This is a genomic window from Pseudomonas sp. TH08 (assembly GCF_016651275.1).
Lineage (GTDB): Bacteria > Pseudomonadota > Gammaproteobacteria > Pseudomonadales > Pseudomonadaceae > Aquipseudomonas.
This window is the reverse complement of the sequence record NZ_JAEKEE010000003.1, coordinates 395,201-411,529: the sequence shown is the minus strand read 5'-3', so window position 1 is coordinate 411,529 and position 16,329 is coordinate 395,201. Positions and strand designations below refer to the sequence as shown.

Genomic DNA, 16,329 nt, shown 5'->3' with positions numbered 1-16,329 from the left:
TTCGTGTACTGGTTGCCAATAACCGCCATTTCTGGGAAAACGGCGGCCTGCTGAACAATAGAGTGAATGACATGAATGATGAACTGCAGGTAATCGATCTTCAGGTGGGCGAGGGCAAAGCCGCGGTCAAAGGCGCACTGATCACCACGCAATATACCGGCTGGCTGGAAGACGGCAGCGAGTTCGATTCGTCCTACAGCCGTGGCAAACCTTTTCAGTGCGTGATCGGCACGGGCCGCGTGATCAAGGGCTGGGATCAGGGGCTGATGGGCATGCAGGTGGGCGGCAAACGTAAGTTGCTGGTGCCGGCGCACTTGGGGTATGGCGAGCGGACGATGGGCAAGATTCCGCCGAATTCGAATCTGCTGTTCGAGATTGAGTTGCTGGAGGTTTTGACGCGGGAGGATTGAGGTGGGTGGGAAACTGCTTTGGCTGTGAGAGGGGCAATGCCCCTCATCGTTTGATTGAACTACGTGTTGGCGGCGGGTGAGCTTTCTTTCAGGCCCACTGCAACGGTGGCCCGGACGGAAAGCAGATGTCTACTTCCAACTTTGCTGCTGCCGAAATATTGACCAAGGCATCGAGCGAGAACTTGTCGATTTTCCCGTTGAGTACATCATTGAGGCGTGGCTGAGTAATGCCCAGACGCTTGGCTGCCTCCTTTTGTGGAAGCTCCCAAGCGCGAATGGTCTCGCAAAGCGTACGCATCAGTTTGGCCCGCAGACGCATATTGGCTGCGTCCTGCGGCGTGTCTTCCAGTGCATCCCAGACGCTTGTAAAACGCAGGGATGGGTCTTGATGATCCTTCATGGCCTAACCTATTTCCTGGTATCTGGCGCGAGCCAGTTCGATATCTCGCGTTTCAGTTTTTCGTGTGGTCTTGTGCATGGCGTGCAGCACATAAATGGCTTCAGGCCGATTGACCACATAAAACACCCAAAACGCTCCTGAATCCTCAGTGATCCTGATTTCGTTGACGCCACGGCCTCTGGTTTTCATGGGATGCCAATCAAAAGGTTCTTCACCCTGTTGCAAAAGATCCAACTGAAAACCCGCAGCCCTTCGGGCATCAAGCGGGAGCTCTTTCAGGTCTTTAAGCGCATTCCCGACAAACACCACATCCTTGTGTCTTGGCATTGACTTCTCCTTTGTTGATAGGAAAAGCGTAATCGCCCGGATGAAATCGTGGAGCGGTGTTGTGTTGCAAGGAATGGCGGAAAGGACTTTGAAAACAGGTTATATCAGAACAGATATAAAGCAAGCAGGGATTCAACATTCAGATATTCGTCGGCAGAAAGAAAGCTTCGCGAGCAGGCTCACTCCTACAGTGATTGCGGTGGTTCTGCAGGTCCAGTGTGGGAGCGGGCCTGCTCGCGAAGGACTATCACGCGGTCAATCAGGCTGCGTGCGCCATCTCGGCCAAGGTGTCGGCCACCGTCCTTTGCAGTGAGGGGAATCGGCGGCTCACTCGGCGCAGCGCCGGCAGGACGGCGTCGATTTCCAGTTCATCGAGTTGGGCGAGGACGGTGACGGCGGAGGCGACGATGGTTTCTCGTTCGCTTTCGAAGAGCACCAGGCAGGTGTTCTGCGCCCAGCGTCTGTCGCGTTCGTTGAAGCCCATGGCTACCAACGCCGCGACGACTTGTGCATCTGTTTTTTGGGTCATGGTCATTGCCTAAGGTCGGGGTCGAGTTTGTCGAGCGCGCGGTTGACGGCGAGTTCGCCGAGCATCACCACTTGCTGAATGCCAAGCAGGGTGTTGCGGTAGGGCGTTTCGAGCAGGCCGGCGAAGTCGCTGAGCATGATGCTGGCCGAGGCCATGGATTCGCAGGCGTGAGCGAGGAGGGATTCGGTGTCCATGTTCGGGGCGACCAGGAACATGGTGCTGGGTGTTCGCTGCGGTGGGGCGTGGGGTTTGAGGTAGTGATCGAGGGCGCGTTCGGCGGCGTCGTTCAGTTTTGTCGGGTCTAGCGTGGAGTAAGGGGATGTTGGATCGGATTCGGGTATGGCATCCGCTTCTGGCGGATTTGGCGTTACTTTGAACATGACTTGGATAACCTCAATGAGGCTGACACGGTCTTGCGACTAAACAATAGGTGGCAGCTGTACGCAGGTTAGTCGACCAGTATCCAAGCATTACCGGCGCACCCGAAGGCGCCCTGCGCACAGCTACCATTTAGCGCAGGCGTATAAATACCTGACTGAATGACAGCTTGCGAACTTGGAAAAACACCGAGCGACTAAACCCGATCACTGAACATTCAGTGATGCGAACCAAGTTACCGGCGACCCCCAAGCCGCACAAGCCGGCGGATTCTGGCGTAGTTGTAGGCAAAGGCGCAAGGCGCTGTAGCCCGGTGGATGATGTCGAAATGATGCGTTGTTTTTCCGGGCCTTTTCGCGAGCAGACTCGCTCCCCCAGGGCAATGCATTCCAAAATGTAGGAGCGAGCCTGCTCGCGATGGAGCCTTCAAAATTCACTCAAGAATTAGCCTTCACCTCACGCCCAAAACGCTCGCGATAAACCGACGGCGGCACCCCGACCACTGTGCGAAACGCTACCCGAAAGCTCTCCACCGAGCGGTACCCACAGCGTTGAGCTATCTGCTCGGTCGTGTGCGCCGTGCTCTCCAGCAACTCCCGCGCCCGTGCCAGTCGCTCATGTTGCAGCCACGTCTTGGGTGATTGGCCATTGGCCTCGGTAAAGCGCCGCAAAAAGGTGCGCTCGCTCATCGCCGCTTCACTGGCCAGATCACGCACTTCCAATGGTTCATGCAGGCGCTCGCGGGCCCATTGCATGACCCGTGACAGATCGTTGCGCGGTGTCGGGCTGACCGGCGTCGGAATGAACTGCGCCTGACCACCGGTGCGTTGTGGCGACATCACCAGACGCCGTGCCACGGCGTTGGCCACTTGCGTACCGAAGTCCCGCGCCACCAGATGCAGGCACGCATCAATCCCGGCGGCGCTGCCCGCTGAGGTAATCAACTGACCCGCGTCGACGTAAAGCACATCGGGGTCGACTTCGATGGCCGGAAAACGCTGCGCCAGTTCTGTGGTGTAGCGCCAGTGCGTCGTGGCGCGATGCCCGTCGAGCAAACCACTGGCGGCCAGCACAAAGACTCCTGAGCAGATCGACAACAGCCGCGCGCCTCGGGCGTGGGCCTGCCGTAACGCTTCGATCAGTGCAGCAGGTGCTGCAGCATTTCGATCGCGCCAGCCGGGAATGATGATGGTGCGGGCCTCGGCCAACAGGTCCAGCTCGCCATCGGCCAACACCTGAATCCCGCCCAGGGCGCGCATCGGGCCTGGGTCGACTGCGGCAATGGCGTGCTCGTACCACGGGAAATCGAACTCGGGCCGCGCCAGGCCGAAGATCTCCACGGCAATGCCGAACTCGAATGTGCAGAGGCCGTCGTAGGCCAGAATCGCGACCAGACCTGGTGATGTCGGCATTTGGCGGAAAATTCCCGGTGAGTGTCTTGTGCGCCACTGTAGCGATTCACCGTGGCTGGATAAAGTCTGTTCATACCCAACCGACGTAGGAGCAACACCCATGACCAGCCTGGTTCGCGAAATTCCTGCCGCGCCTTCGGCCATCGCCTTGATGCATTTCAGCAATCGTCTGACCTTCGAAACCGATTGTTCCGACGTCTTCAGTAGCCAAGAAACCGGTGAGGTCGATTTTGTCCTGGTCGACGTGCGCGGGCCGCTGGCTTTCGAACGCGGCCACGTGCCGGGCGCGATTAATATCCCGACGCGGTCTCTGACGGCAGAGCAACTGACCAGCTACCCGAAAACCACGCTGTTCGTGGTCTATTGCGCCGGGCCGCACTGCAACGGCGCGAACAAGGCTGCGGTGAAACTGGCGGCGCAGGGTTACCCGGTCAAAGAGATGATCGGCGGCGTGACCGGTTGGCTGGATGAGGGCTTTCAACTGAGCGTGGCGACAGCGGCCAAAACCCCCATTGCCTGCGAATGCTAATGCCTGTGTAGGAGCTGCCGAAGGCTGCGATCTTTTGATTTTTTTAGAATCAGGATCAAAAGATCGCAGCCTTCGGCAGCGTCCTACAGGGGATTCCTGTGCTGTTTGAGGGCTTGTCCTACAGCCTTTGCACCACGACGGCGCAGCCTTTGACCTCGGTCAATCGGCTCGCCGATTTTCTGTAAGTATTTGTCGCATCAACACAATTTACCCTGTGCGCGCCGCCATAGACTGCCGGCCACTTCGGTATTTGCCGCTAAATGGCCATGACCGAACGCTGAATCGAAAGCTGCCAATAAAAGCCTCCGCACACAGGAGTAATAAATGAAGAAGCTAGTGATGTTTGGTGCCCTGGCACTGTCGATGTTGTCCCTGACCGCTGTGGCCGAAGACGCCAAGCCGATTCGCATCGGTATCGAAGCCGGTTACCCACCATTCTCGATGAAAACCCCTGACGGCAAACTCGCCGGTTTCGATGTGGATATCGGCGATGCGCTGTGTGAGCAGATGAAAGTCAAATGTACCTGGGTCGAGCAGGAATTCGATGGCCTGATCCCGGCGCTGAAAGTGAAGAAGATCGACGCGATCCTGTCGTCGATGACCATCACCGACGACCGCAAGAAGAACGTCGATTTCACCATCAAGTACTACCACACCCCCGCGCGTTTCGTGATGAAGGCCGGTTCCGGTGTCAAAGACCCGCTGACCGAGCTCAAGGGCAAGAAAGTCGGCGTGTTGCGCGCCAGTACCCATGACCGCTACGCGACCGAAGTGCTGGTGCCAGCCGGGATCGAACTGGTGCGTTACGGCTCGCAGCAGGAAGCCAACCTCGACATGGTCTCCGGGCGCATCGACGCGATGCTGGCCGACTCAGTCAACCTCAGCGACGGTTTCCTGAAAACCGACGCTGGTAAAGGCTTCGAATTCGTTGGCCCGACCTACGAAGACGCCAAGTACTTCGGCGGTGGCGCCGGCATTGCTGTGCGCAAGGGCGATACCGCACTGGCCGAGCAATTCAACAAAGCCATCACCGAAATTCGCGCCAACGGCAAGTACAAGCAAGTGCAGGACAAGTACTTCGACTTTGACGTGTACGGCCATTAATACGCCGTAAAAAAAAGTGGCCCCGTTGACGCGGTGGCCACTTTTTTTGCGTTTTAATTGTGACGAGATCTTTGTAGGAGTGAGCCTGCTCGCGATAGTGGTGTATCAGATGCCATCGGTACTGAATGTAAAACCGCTATCGCGAGCAGGCTCACTCCTACAGGGGATCTGTGTGATCCAGCTATTGAGGAGTTTTCCCATGCAACGCATTGTTCATGTCCTGCCCTGGAGTCATCTGGGCAGTGAGCGCTCGCTGAGCGTGTTCCGTTATGGCGCAGGGCCGCGCAAGGTTTACATCCAGGCCAGCCTGCACGCCGATGAATTGCCGGGCATGCGCACCGCGTGGGAACTCAAGCAGCGCCTCAACGAACTTGAGCAGCAAGGGCGTTTGCACGGCGTGATCGAGCTGGTGCCGGTGGCCAACCCGATCGGTCTCGATCAGCATCTGCAGGGCGCGCACATGGGGCGCTTCGAGCTGGGCAGCGGCAAGAATTTCAATCGCGCTTTCGTCGAACTGAGCGCCCCGGTGGCGGCGTCGGTCGGCGAGCGCCTGGGTGCGGATGCCGAAGCCAACGTCGCGCTGATCCGCCAAACGATGCTCCAGGTTTTCGAAGACTTGCCAGCCCCGGCCTCGCAACTGGAGGCGCTGCATCGTCTGCTGCTGCGTCATGCCTGCGACGCCGACATCACGCTCGATCTGCACTGCGATTTTGACGCCGCGATTCACTTGTATGCGCTGCCGCAACACTGGCCGCAATGGCAATCGCTGGCGGCACGTTTGCAGGCGGGCGTCGCGTTGCTCTGCGAAGACTCCGGTGGCAGCTCGTTCGATGAATCCTGTTCGACACCGTGGCTGCGCCTGGCGCAGGCCTTCCCGTCGGCGGCGATTCCGCCGGCCAACCTGGCGACCACGCTGGAACTGGGCAGCATGGGGGACACGCGCGTCGATCAGGCACAGGCCAATTGCGAAGCTATTCTGGGCTTTCTCGCCGAGCAGGGTTTCATCAGCGGCGAATGGCCGGCCGCGCCAGGCGAGTGCTGTGAAGGCATGCCGTTCGAAGGCACCGAATACCTGTTTGCTCCGCACCACGGCGTGGTGAGCTTCCTGCGCAATGCCGGTGAGTGGGTGGAGAAGGGCGATGCGCTGTTCGAGGTAGTCGACCCGCTGCAGGATCGCGTCAGCACCGTGCGCGCTGGCACCAGCGGTGTGCTGTTTGCAATTGATCGCGGGCGCTACACCGAGCCGGGGATCTGGCAGGCAAAAGTGGCGGGGCGGGTCCCGTTTCGCACCGGGAAACTGACTAACGACTGACAGTCTTCGTTGCATCTAAAGGCCTCATCGCGAGCAGGCTCACTCCTACAGGGGAACGCTTTCCAAATGTAGGAGCAGAGCTTGCTCGCGAAGAGGCCATCAGCAACACCGCCACATTTGGATCCTTGCCTGAGAATGCTAGGCTCACCCCCGAACCCGACACTCTGTTAAGGAAGGCTTATGTTCAAGGCGTTTGCTCTGTTGACCTTGCTGGCATCCACCGCCGTGCAGGCTCAAACTTCGCTGCAAAGCGATCTGCCGCTGAAGTACATCGAGCAGGTTCACGCGGACGCGAATCCGCGGCCGTTGGTGATTTTCCTGCACGGCTACGGCAGCAACGAAGCCGATCTGATTGGCATGAAATTCCAGCTGCCGGCGCAGTACAACTACCTGTCGGTGCAGGCCCCGTTATCGTTGGGCGAAGGGCGCTACCAATGGTTCCGCAAGAAAGGCGAAGGTGCCTACAACGGCGAGACCGATGATCTGAAGGTCAGCGGCCAGAAGCTGCGTGACTTTGTCGCGCAAGCGGCGAAGAAATATCACGCCAGTCCGGACAAGGTGTACCTGATCGGTTTCAGCCAAGGCGCGATGATGACGTACGAAGTGGGGCTGCGACCGCCCGCAGCGGTAGGTGGTATTGCGGCGTTGAGCGGACGTTTGCTGCCGGTGCTCAAAACCGAGTTGAAGGCGGAGCAGCAACCGCTGCCACTGAGCATCTTCATCGGCCACGGTACGGCCGATGATCGTGTGCCGTATCACGACGGCACCGAGGCCAATGCGTTACTGCAAAAGCTCGATTACAAGCCGCAATTCCACGCTTATCCCGGCGTCGGCCACAGCATCAGTGCGGCCGAACTGCGCGATTTGAATGGCTGGTTGCAGCAGCTCAATCCTTGAGGATGGTTTTTACCAGCGCCTCGTGGCCGGCCTTGTCGCTGACCCGGGAAATCACCTGAACCAGCGCCATGTGCGTGCCGGAACCGGCCATCAACGTGGTGTTGAGGGTCTGACCACCGCCCTGGGTGGCCGTGCTATCGACCTGGCGCAGGCCGAGACCGGTGCTTTTCTGGGTCAGGCTTTTCTCGGTGAGCTTGTTGAAGTCCGGCAGGGCTTTGCGCTGGGCGTCGATGAAGTCGGACACGGTGCCGTCGAGGAACGCACTGTCGTTGTCCTTGACGTTGTTGCCTTCGGGAATCAGGTTTTCGGCGGCGATGACCACGGTTTTAGTGGTCTGATTGGTGTACATCGTGCCCTTGGCGCCAGTCGGGCCGGCCGGCAGCGGGTCGGCGACAAAACCCTTGGGCAGGACGAAGGTAAATTTGCCTTCGAGCATCGAGACTTTCTCGGTGGTGGCTTTTTCTTTGGCCTTGGCCGCCTGAGCGTTGATGGCGCCGAGACCGGCGACGGCCGCCAGCAGCAGGACGACGGCTTTCTTGCTCAACAATGACATTCGAATCTCCGAGGAATGGACGCGTTTAGGCGGCCGATCATCCCATGCGGCGCGTTGCCACTCCAGCCCGGCTCGTCCAGAAGTGAACGCTTCCCTGTGGCTAGCCACAGGAATAGCCTCAGCCTTCAGACGTTCGCGTTGATCGCATTGGCGCCGGTTTGGCGAGCAACTTGCGGGTCACGCCAAGCATGGCCACCGACACGGCAACACCAAGGGCAAATCCAGTCAGACCCAGGCTCGGCAAGGTCAGCGCCGAGACCAGACAAAACGCCGAAAACGAATACATCCCGGTCGCCGTCGCGCGTAACAGTACGGCGGTAAATTCAGGCCCGCGCGTCTGCTGGGAAAACACCGCCATGACACTGCCCAGCACCGGGAACACCGCCAGCAGTCCGCTCCAGCGTTCGCCGACGGTACTGGCCAGCATCGTCACCACCAGCGTCAGCGCCGCGCCGGCGATCATCCGCCAGATCAGTTTGTCCGACTTCGGCGCCGTACCGTTCAGCACCGGTTGCACGTCAGGAAATAAATACGGCGAGGCGAGCAAAGCAATCGCCGCCGCGACTACGGAGAACGGCAGCGACGGCGCAATCACCGACAACACCGACGCAAGCGCAGCCCACACCGCCAGTGAGATCGCCAGCGCCCACGGCCAGTTGGCGCGCTGCGCGACCTGCGCGTAGGTGATACAGAACGCAATCATCGCGAACATCGCCGACAACGCAGCCACCGCCGATTGCGCGGCAAACAGCGGCCCTTGTTCGATGGCGAGGAAAAACAGGATCGGCCCGACCACCACCGGTAACCCCGACAACCAACCGGCCACGCTCGGCCCCCAGCGTTTGCCCGCGAGGGAGATCAGCAGCAGAAAACCGGGAATCAGCAGCAGTTTGAGGATCAGCACGCAGGTGTCTCCGTCGGGTCAGAGGCGCTCACGTTAGCACCGCCGATAAGCGATTGCTGCATATGTGTGCAATTTTTGTATACAAATTGGTCGCTGCGATCCGCGCTATGCTCTGATTATCCAGACTTGCTCGGAGTTGACGCGGCGATGAACAGAACTCCCAAAGTGTTGCGTGGATGTTGTGGCATCGGCTTGTGGGCCTTGTTGTTGACGCCGACCTGGGCCAATTGGCAGGACGCGGTGCCCGGTGCGCAGATTATTGGCACGGGCGATTTCAGTGTTTGGGGCTTCGATGTGTACAACGCGCGTTTATGGAGTGCCGCGCGGCCACTGGCGGACGGCCAGCCCTTTGCGCTGGAGTTGATCTACCGCCGCACGATCTCCCGCGATGATCTGGTCAAGGCCAGCGTCGATGAAATCAAACGTCTGGCCGGGACTAATGTCAGCCCGGCGCAACTGGCTGGTTGGCAGAACCAGATGCAACAATCGTTCGTCGATGTACAGGCCGGCACTCGGATCACCGGAGTGTATCTGCCAGGGCAGGGTGCGCGGTTTTTTGTCGGGCAGCAGTTGCAGCATGAAATTGATGATCCGCAGTTTGCTCGGGCGTTTTTCGATATCTGGCTGGATCCGCGCACGCGCAGTCCCGAACTGCGCGAGCAATTGTTGGGTGTGAGTCGATAGAAATCAGAAGTTCGTTTGATCTTCAAGGTTATGGCTTAAACGTCTAAGCTGCGTTTTTCCGACTTGTTTCTGGATGTGTTCGTGAAATTCAGTGTGCCCAAAATCGCCACCGCGCCGTTTTGTCCGCCGGAAGTGGCCGGCAGTGTCGCGGTCGATCCCAACGCCTCTTTCTTCAAACGTGTGCTGCGTTTCGCCGGTCCCGGTTTGCTGGTGTCGATCGGCTACATGGATCCTGGCAACTGGGCGACGGCGATCGAGGCCGGTTCGCGGTTTGGTTACAGCTTGTTGTTCGTGGTGTTGCTGGCGAGTCTGGCGGGCATGGTTGTGCAGTGTCTGTGCTCGCGGTTGGGCATCGCCACCGGGCGCGATCTGGCGCAACTCTCCCGCGAGCGCTACAGCACGCCGACCGCGCGGCTGCAATGGGTGCTGGCGGAGATCTCGATCATCGCCACCGACCTCGCCGAAGTGCTCGGCTGCGCATTGGCGTTCCACCTGCTGCTCGGTTGTTCGCTGACCTTCGGCATTGCCCTGACGGCGTTCGACACACTGTTGGTGCTGGCCTTGCAGAACCGCGGTTTCCGTCGACTGGAAGCGATCATGTTGGTGCTCGTCGCGACCATCGGCGTGTGTTTCTTCGTTGAACTGGTACTGATCAAACCGTACTGGCCTGATGTTTTCCAAGGCTTCAAACCCTCGTTGTCGGCGATCAGCGATGCCGCGCCGTTGTACCTGGCCATTGGCATCCTCGGTGCGACGGTGATGCCGCATAACCGTTACCTGCACACTTCAATCGTGCAGACGCGGATGATCGGCAAGGATCTGGCGAGCAAACAGGACGCAGTGAAGCTGGCGCGCATCGACACCATTGGATCATTGGCGCTGGCGTTGCTGGTCAATGCGGCGATTCTGATTCTCGCGGCCGCCGCGTTCCATCAGTCGGGGCACACTGATGTGGTGGACATTCAGGACGCCTATCACTTGCTCGATCCGCTGGTCGGCGGCGCACTGGCAAGTGTTCTGTTCGGGGTGGCGTTGCTGGCCTCGGGACAGAGCTCGACTTTCACCGGCACTATCGCCGGTCAGGTGATCATGGAGGGCTATCTGAACCTGCGGATACCGTGCTGGCAACGGCGTTTGATTACCCGTGGGCTGGCGCTGATTCCGGCGTTTATCGGCGTGTGGCTGATGGGTGACAACGCAGTGGGCAAGTTGCTGGTGTTGAGTCAGGTGGTGCTGAGTCTGCAACTGCCGTTTGCGCTGTATCCGCTGATTCGCATGACCAATGACAAACAGCTGATGGGGCCGTTTGTGAATCGGCTGCCGACGCGGGTGTTGGCGTGGGGGTTGTTTGTGGTGATCAGCGGGGCGAATGCCTGGTTGATCCTGCAATTGGCAGCCTGAACACAATCCCCCGCAGCTCCTACAGGGAAGAGTCAGACGGCTAGGGTGCTGAACAGTGGAATTCGCCCATTCAGCGAAGGCCGGTAATGCCAGGCCAGTCGCTCCAGATTCACACCGTGATCGAGGATTTCCCTGACAGTCGCGCAGGCAATTTCCATCGCCAGCACCTGACCTGGACACTGATGTCGCCCGCTGCCAAAACTGAAACTGCGCCGATTCGGCCGATCCAGTAAAAAACTGTCTGGCTGTTCATCAAGCGCCGGATCGCGATTGGCCGAGGCCAGCAGTACCAGAATCACATCGCCGGCCTCGACCCGCACACCGTCGATCTCGCAAGCGGCAGCCACAAACCGCCGCGTGTTTTGCACCGACGGATCAAAGCGCTGCACTTCGGCCATCAGCGTATCCATCGACGCACCGAGCAACTCAGGATGACGCCGCAACGCCACCAACGCGTTGCCAATCAAACCAGCGGTAGCTTCGTGGGTCTGCGAACACAGGCCAATCAGGTTAGCGATCATCGTGTCTGCATCGCCTTCAAATCGCTGCTTGATCGCCGCCAGCAAAGCGCTATCCGTCTTCGCCAGCAACTCAATGAAATATCCACGCAACTGCTCAGCGGCGGCATGCGCGGCCAGCCGTTGCAGGTCATTGCTCAACGGCGACAGGCATGCGACGAAGTCAGCGGTCAATACACTGACGACCCGAGCCTGCGCCGGGTTGAAGCCAAGCAGCGCCGCGACCACGCACACCGGCCCGCGAAACATGGCTTTATATAAGCCATCGGCGTCTACCGTGATCAGACGCGCCGCCACCAATGTGTTCACTGCCGTCAGATCGATCAGCGCCAGCTCGGGCTCAATCGCCGAACGCGGGCAGCGCTGACGCTCGCCATCGTTCATCCTCATCAACTGCGCGAACACTGCTCCGGCCGTGCCCGAAGCAATCGCCTTGGGCACTGGCTCCAGCAGTGGACGCACCCGACAATCGGCGTGCGCCAACACCGCACACACCGCGCGCGCACTGCTGGCGACCCACAATTTCAAGCCATGATGAAAGGTCAACCCGCCCTGTGCACGCAATTCGGCGTAATAAGGATAAGGATCGGCATGTGTCGCAGCGATGATCGGGTCCATGGTTCACAGCCTTGTCGTGAGGAAAGTGATGCGAGTATCTTCAGTCCACAGCGGCGATGATTCGTCCGGGAGCGAAATATGCACGCAGAACATCAAGACATCGGCGTCTCGCAGGTGGCCGCTGCCATTGCGGAGCCGGCGCGCACTAAAATCCTCTGCTCGTTGATGGACGGCCACGCGCGCACCAGCACGGAGTTGGCGACCATCGCTGAAGTCAGCGCCTCCACCGCCAGCGCGCACTTGGCCAAACTCAAGGATCTGAGCCTGGTGCGCCTGCATGTGCAGGGCCGCCATCGTTATTACAGCCTCGCCGACAAGCGCGTGGCGCAGGCGCTGGAAGCGTTGATGGTGATTGGTCAAAACGCCGCACCGACCTTCAAGCCACACACGCCGGATCGCCTGCAATTTGCTCGCACCTGTTACGACCACATGGCCGGGACGCTGGCGGTGCTGCTGCATGACCGCTTTATCGAGGCGGGTTGGCTGGAGGCAACCGACGAGCAGGCGTATTGCGTGAGCGCCAGTGGCGAGGCGTTGTTTGCCGAGCTGGGTGTTGAGGTCGGCGATCTGTCGACGTTGCGGCGCAAATTTGCCTGTCCGTGCCTGGACTGGAGCATGCGCCGGCCGCATCTCGGTGGATCGCTGGGGGCGGCATTGTTGCAGGCAGCGTTGAAGCGCAAATGGGTGACGCAGGATCTGGACAGTCGGGCGTTGGCGCTGACGGCGCTGGGGCGCAAGGAAATCCGTGCGCGATTCGGCATCGAGTTGCCGGTCGAGGTTGGCATCAAAAGATCGCAGCCTGCGGCAGCCTCTACAGGGACTGTCTATAGCTGAATCGCGTAGGAGCTGCCGAAGGCTGCGATCTTTTGATCTGGTCTTGCACCTTGTGCTCGTTCAATAGACTCGATACTGTACGCATAACCAGTATCGAGTCGTAGCCATGCAAATCATCGACAAGCTCAGCATCCTCGCCGACGCCGCCAAGTACGACGCCTCCTGCGCGAGCAGCGGTGCGCCCAAGCGCAGCTCCGAGGGCAAGAGCGGTCTGGGCTCGACCGATGGCATGGGCATTTGCCACAGCTATACGCCCGACGGGCGTTGTGTCTCGCTATTGAAAATCCTGCTGACCAACTTCTGCCTCTACGATTGCCAATACTGCGTCAATCGCCGCTCCAGCGATGTGCCGCGGGCACGCTTCACGCCCGAAGAGGTCGTCACGCTGACCCTGGATTTCTACCGGCGCAACTGCGTCAGCGGGCTGTTCCTCAGTTCCGGCATCATCCGTTCGGCGGACTACACCATGGAACAACTGGTGCGGGTGGCCAGGTTACTGCGCGAAGAGCACGAGTTTCGCGGCTACATCCATCTCAAGACCATTCCCGAGGCCGACCCGGCGCTGATCGAAGAGGCCGGGCGTTACGCCGATCGCCTGAGCGTGAACATCGAACTGCCCACCGATGCTAGCCTGCAAACCCTGGCGCCGGAGAAGGACATCGGTTCGATCAAGCAAGCAATGAGCACCATCTACACCGGCGTACAAACAGTACTCAACGAACCCCGTTCGGCGAAGTTCGCGCCCGCCGGCCAGAGTACGCAAATGATCGTCGGCGCCGATGACACCGACGACAGCACGATTTTGCACAGTGCCCAGTCGCTGTACGGCAACTATCGCTTGCGGCGCGTTTACTATTCGGCGTTCAGCCCGATCCCCGACAGCCCGAAAAGCGTGCCTCTGGCCGCGCCGCCGCTGATGCGCGAGCACCGTTTGTACCAAGCCGATTTCCTCTTGCGCAGTTACGGTTACAGCGCCGACGAGTTGCTCAAGGGGCCGGGCAATCTGGCGTTGGATATCGACCCGAAGCTGGCGTGGGCGCTGCAGAATCGCGAAGTGTTTCCGCTGGATCTCAACCGCGCCGAAGCCTCGTTGATCGCGCGCATCCCCGGCATCGGGCTACGTACCACTGAACGTCTGGTCGAGCTGCGTCGGCAACGACGGATCCGCTACGAAGATGTCGCGCGCATGCGCTGCGTATTGGCCAAGGCCAAACCCTTCATCATCACCAGCGACTACCACCCGCAGCAGGCTGAGGTCACCAGCCATATGCTTTATCAGCAACTGCGCGACCGGCCGATGCCGCAACAGATGGGGTTGTGGGGATGATCAATCTCGATTGCGACGATTTGTTCGACACCTGGCGACAGCAGGCGCGTTGGCTGCTCAGCCATGAAGTCGACCCGAGTCTGGTGAGTTGGGCGTCGGAAGGCGTGGGAGATCTGTTTGCCAATAATGATGATCCGGTGCCTGAAGGGCAGGGGCCGTTTATGGCGAAGATCCCGCGCGTGCTGCTCGATACCCTGGAACAAGCCGCGCAATATCGGGGTGATCAACGCTGGAGTCTGTTGTACGAAGTGCTGTGGCGCGTCAGCCACGGTGATCGCACGGCAATGATGGCCGGTGACAAACTCGGTAGCGAGTTGCAGCGGCGAATCAAGCAAGTGCGCCGAGAAGCTCATCACCTGCATGCCTTTGTCCGATTCATCGAGCGTCCCAAATCCAGTGTCGGCCCGCAATATGTGGCGTGGCACGAACCGGCCCACGACATTCTGCACAGCGCCAGCGAGCATTTTGTCGGGCGCATGGGCCAGCACCGCTGGCTGATCGCCACGCCGCGTGACGGGGTTTATTACGATGGCGAGCAACTGATCCATCAGCGTCAATGTCCGCGGGAATGGCAACAACTGGCACAGAACGTCGACGATCCGCATGGCGAATTGTGGCTGACCTATTACAGCCACATCTTCAACCCGGCGCGTTTGAACGAGAAGGTCATGCAGGGGCATCTACCGGTGCGGTTCTGGAAAAATCTGCCGGAGGGTGAGTTGATTCCCGGATTGATCACCCAGGCACGAATGGGCAAACAGCAGGATGGCCAGGCGAGTGGGATTGCCAGTCGTTCGGGTAAACGTATTGCGTTGAAATAAAAGATCAAAGATTCAAATAAAAAGCCCCCCATCGATCACTCGATGGAGGGCTTTCGTGCATCAGCAGCCGTCAAATCAAACCTTGACGATCCAGCCCGCTGGCGCTTCGATGTCGCCGGTCTGTACGCCCGTCAGCTCTTTATAAAGCTTCTGAGTGACAGGGCCTACTTCGGTTTCGCTGTGGAACACATGCAGGTGATCGTTGTAGCTGATCCCGCCGATCGGGGTGATCACCGCAGCGGTACCGCAAGCGCCGGCTTCTTTGAAGTCCGACAGTTTGTCGATCAGCACGTCGCCTTCGACCACTTCCAGGCCCAGACGCGATTTCGCCAGTTCGATCAACGACAGGCGGGTGATGCCTGGCAGAACGGATGGTGAGTTCGGGGTGATGAACTTGTTGTCGTGGGTGATCCCGAAGAAGTTGGCCGAACCGACTTCTTCGATTTTGGTGTGGGTCATCGGATCCAGGTAGATCGCGTCGGCGAAGTTGGCTTTCTTGGCTTTCGAGCCCGGCATCAGGCTGGCTGCGTAGTTGCCACCGACCTTGGCTGCGCCGGTGCCTTGTGGGGCAGCGCGGTCGTAGCTGGAGATCTGGAAGTTGTGCGGGGTCAGGCCGCCCTTGAAGTAGGCGCCGACCGGGATGCAGAAGATCGAGAAGATGAACTCGGGTGCGGTGCGCACGCCGATGTTGTCACCTACGCCGATCACGAACGGACGCAGGTACAGCGCGCCGCCGGTGCCGTACGGCGGAATGAAGCGCTCGTTGGCACGAACCACTTCTTTACAGGCTTCGATGAACTGCTCGGTGTCGACCGTTGGCATCAGCAGACGCGCGCAGCTGCGTTGCATACGCAGGGCGTTCTGATCCGGACGGAACAGGTTGATCGAGCCGTCCTTGCAACGATAGGCCTTCATGCCTTCGAAGCACTGCTGGCCATAGTGAAGGGCAGTCGAGCCTTCGCTGATGTGCAGCACGTTGTCTTCGGTCAGGGTGCCTTTGTCCCACTCGCCATCGCGAAAGTACGACAGATAGCGTTTGTCGGTCTTGATGTAGTCAAAACCCAGCTTGTCCCAATTGATGCTTTCGTTACCCATGACACCCTCTATCACTGAACAACCGTCGAAACGGTTCAAGGCTTCTGACGTTTTTTGGATGGGCACAACAATACTTCATTCTTGAGCGGTTTCGCAGCCCGGGCGATGGGGGATAAGCAAAAATATTAGCTTGCTTACTAAATCCCCATCATTCCTGCATGCCCCGCCTCTTTCGTGGCGAGGGAGCTTGCTCCCGCTCCAGTGCGCAGCACTGGCAAAACCGGACACTGCGGTGCATCAGATGCACGGTGGTGGCGGGGCTTGGGGCCGCTTCGC

Annotated in this window: 19 protein-coding genes; 10 read left to right on the top strand and 9 right to left on the bottom strand. The window is 59.3% G+C overall.

The genetic code is table 11. From position 1 onward, the window contains the following. Positions 1-71 precede the first annotated feature (71 nt). Positions 72-410: an FKBP-type peptidyl-prolyl cis-trans isomerase gene (locus tag JFT91_RS15190; RefSeq protein ID WP_064390593.1), complete on the top strand. Its 339-nt coding sequence runs from the start codon at positions 72-74 to the stop codon at positions 408-410. A gap of 88 nt (positions 411-498) precedes the next feature. On the opposite strand, the gene JFT91_RS15185 is transcribed toward JFT91_RS15190, so the two are convergent. From JFT91_RS15185 to ftrA, 5 genes are all read right to left on the bottom strand, one after another. Beyond that, entirely contained in the window at positions 499-810 is a 312-nt protein-coding gene (locus JFT91_RS15185) for a helix-turn-helix domain-containing protein (RefSeq protein ID WP_201204464.1), read from the bottom strand. 3 nt (positions 811-813) lie between these two features. Next, complete coding sequence (locus tag JFT91_RS15180) at positions 814-1,137, bottom strand: type II toxin-antitoxin system RelE/ParE family toxin (RefSeq protein ID WP_201232899.1); 324 nt, start codon at positions 1,135-1,137, stop codon at positions 814-816. A gap of 259 nt (positions 1,138-1,396) precedes the next feature. After that, positions 1,397-1,666 carry a hypothetical protein gene (locus JFT91_RS15175; RefSeq protein WP_201232898.1) on the bottom strand — a complete coding sequence of 90 codons (270 nt, stop codon included), beginning with the start codon at positions 1,664-1,666 and terminating at the stop codon, positions 1,397-1,399. Positions 1,667-1,668: 2 nt separating this feature from the next. Continuing rightward, positions 1,669-2,046 carry a DUF6124 family protein gene (locus JFT91_RS15170; RefSeq protein WP_201232897.1) on the bottom strand — a complete coding sequence of 126 codons (378 nt, stop codon included), beginning with the start codon at positions 2,044-2,046 and terminating at the stop codon, positions 1,669-1,671. A gap of 435 nt (positions 2,047-2,481) precedes the next feature. After that, positions 2,482-3,456: a transcriptional regulator FtrA gene (gene ftrA, locus JFT91_RS15165; RefSeq protein WP_201232896.1), complete on the bottom strand. Its 975-nt coding sequence runs from the start codon at positions 3,454-3,456 to the stop codon at positions 2,482-2,484. A gap of 100 nt (positions 3,457-3,556) precedes the next feature. Here ftrA and JFT91_RS15160 point away from each other — a divergent pair, with 100 nt between their 5' ends. The 4 genes from JFT91_RS15160 (at position 3,557) to JFT91_RS15145 (ending at position 7,298) form a co-directional block, all read left to right on the top strand. After that, a complete protein-coding gene (locus JFT91_RS15160) occupies positions 3,557-3,985 on the top strand; it encodes a rhodanese-like domain-containing protein (protein WP_201232895.1) in 429 nt (142 codons plus the stop codon). 324 nt (positions 3,986-4,309) lie between these two features. Beyond that, positions 4,310-5,089: an L-arginine-binding protein AotJ gene (gene aotJ, locus JFT91_RS15155; RefSeq protein ID WP_201227016.1), complete on the top strand. Its 780-nt coding sequence runs from the start codon at positions 4,310-4,312 to the stop codon at positions 5,087-5,089. 199 nt (positions 5,090-5,288) lie between these two features. Next, positions 5,289-6,401 carry a succinylglutamate desuccinylase/aspartoacylase family protein gene (locus JFT91_RS15150; protein WP_201232894.1) on the top strand — a complete coding sequence of 371 codons (1,113 nt, stop codon included), beginning with the start codon at positions 5,289-5,291 and terminating at the stop codon, positions 6,399-6,401. 180 nt (positions 6,402-6,581) lie between these two features. Then, the gene (locus JFT91_RS15145; protein WP_201202518.1) at positions 6,582-7,298 is read left to right on the top strand and encodes an alpha/beta hydrolase; all 717 of its coding nucleotides are present in this window, start codon (positions 6,582-6,584) and stop codon (positions 7,296-7,298) included. Here the strand turns inward: JFT91_RS15145 and JFT91_RS15140 are convergent. After that, entirely contained in the window at positions 7,288-7,851 is a 564-nt protein-coding gene (locus JFT91_RS15140; protein ID WP_201202519.1) for a DcrB/PsbP domain-containing protein, read from the bottom strand. The genes JFT91_RS15145 and JFT91_RS15140 overlap by 11 nt on opposite strands. Before the next feature lie 118 nt (positions 7,852-7,969). Continuing rightward, a complete protein-coding gene (locus tag JFT91_RS15135; RefSeq protein ID WP_201232893.1) occupies positions 7,970-8,755 on the bottom strand; it encodes a hypothetical protein in 786 nt (261 codons plus the stop codon). A 147-nt stretch (positions 8,756-8,902) separates the two neighbouring features. On the opposite strand from JFT91_RS15135, the gene JFT91_RS15130 reads away from it, so the two are divergent. Then, positions 8,903-9,439, top strand: a complete 537-nt coding sequence (locus JFT91_RS15130; RefSeq protein ID WP_201232892.1) for a chalcone isomerase family protein — start codon at positions 8,903-8,905, stop codon at positions 9,437-9,439. A gap of 81 nt (positions 9,440-9,520) precedes the next feature. Further along, complete coding sequence (locus JFT91_RS15125) at positions 9,521-10,840, top strand: Nramp family divalent metal transporter (RefSeq protein WP_201232891.1); 1,320 nt, start codon at positions 9,521-9,523, stop codon at positions 10,838-10,840. 32 nt (positions 10,841-10,872) lie between these two features. On the opposite strand, the gene JFT91_RS15120 is transcribed toward JFT91_RS15125, so the two are convergent. Then, positions 10,873-11,976, bottom strand: a complete 1,104-nt coding sequence (locus JFT91_RS15120) for a cytochrome P450 (RefSeq protein WP_201232890.1) — start codon at positions 11,974-11,976, stop codon at positions 10,873-10,875. Between the two features lie 78 nt (positions 11,977-12,054). Between JFT91_RS15120 and JFT91_RS15115 the strand changes: the two genes are divergently transcribed. The 3 genes from JFT91_RS15115 (at position 12,055) to JFT91_RS15105 (ending at position 14,958) form a co-directional block, all read left to right on the top strand. Then, positions 12,055-12,810, top strand: coding sequence for an ArsR/SmtB family transcription factor (locus tag JFT91_RS15115; protein WP_201232889.1), 756 nt, complete (start codon positions 12,055-12,057; stop codon positions 12,808-12,810). A gap of 106 nt (positions 12,811-12,916) precedes the next feature. Next, a complete protein-coding gene (locus JFT91_RS15110; RefSeq protein WP_201204455.1) occupies positions 12,917-14,137 on the top strand; it encodes a putative DNA modification/repair radical SAM protein in 1,221 nt (406 codons plus the stop codon). Beyond that, complete coding sequence (locus tag JFT91_RS15105) at positions 14,134-14,958, top strand: TIGR03915 family putative DNA repair protein (protein ID WP_201204453.1); 825 nt, start codon at positions 14,134-14,136, stop codon at positions 14,956-14,958. Before JFT91_RS15110 ends, JFT91_RS15105 begins: the two co-directional genes overlap by 4 nt. Before the next feature lie 75 nt (positions 14,959-15,033). Here the strand turns inward: JFT91_RS15105 and JFT91_RS15100 are convergent, their stop codons facing one another. Then, the gene (locus JFT91_RS15100) at positions 15,034-16,053 is read right to left on the bottom strand and encodes a branched-chain amino acid aminotransferase (RefSeq protein ID WP_053121443.1); all 1,020 of its coding nucleotides are present in this window, start codon (positions 16,051-16,053) and stop codon (positions 15,034-15,036) included. Between the last annotated feature and the right edge of the window lie 276 nt (positions 16,054-16,329).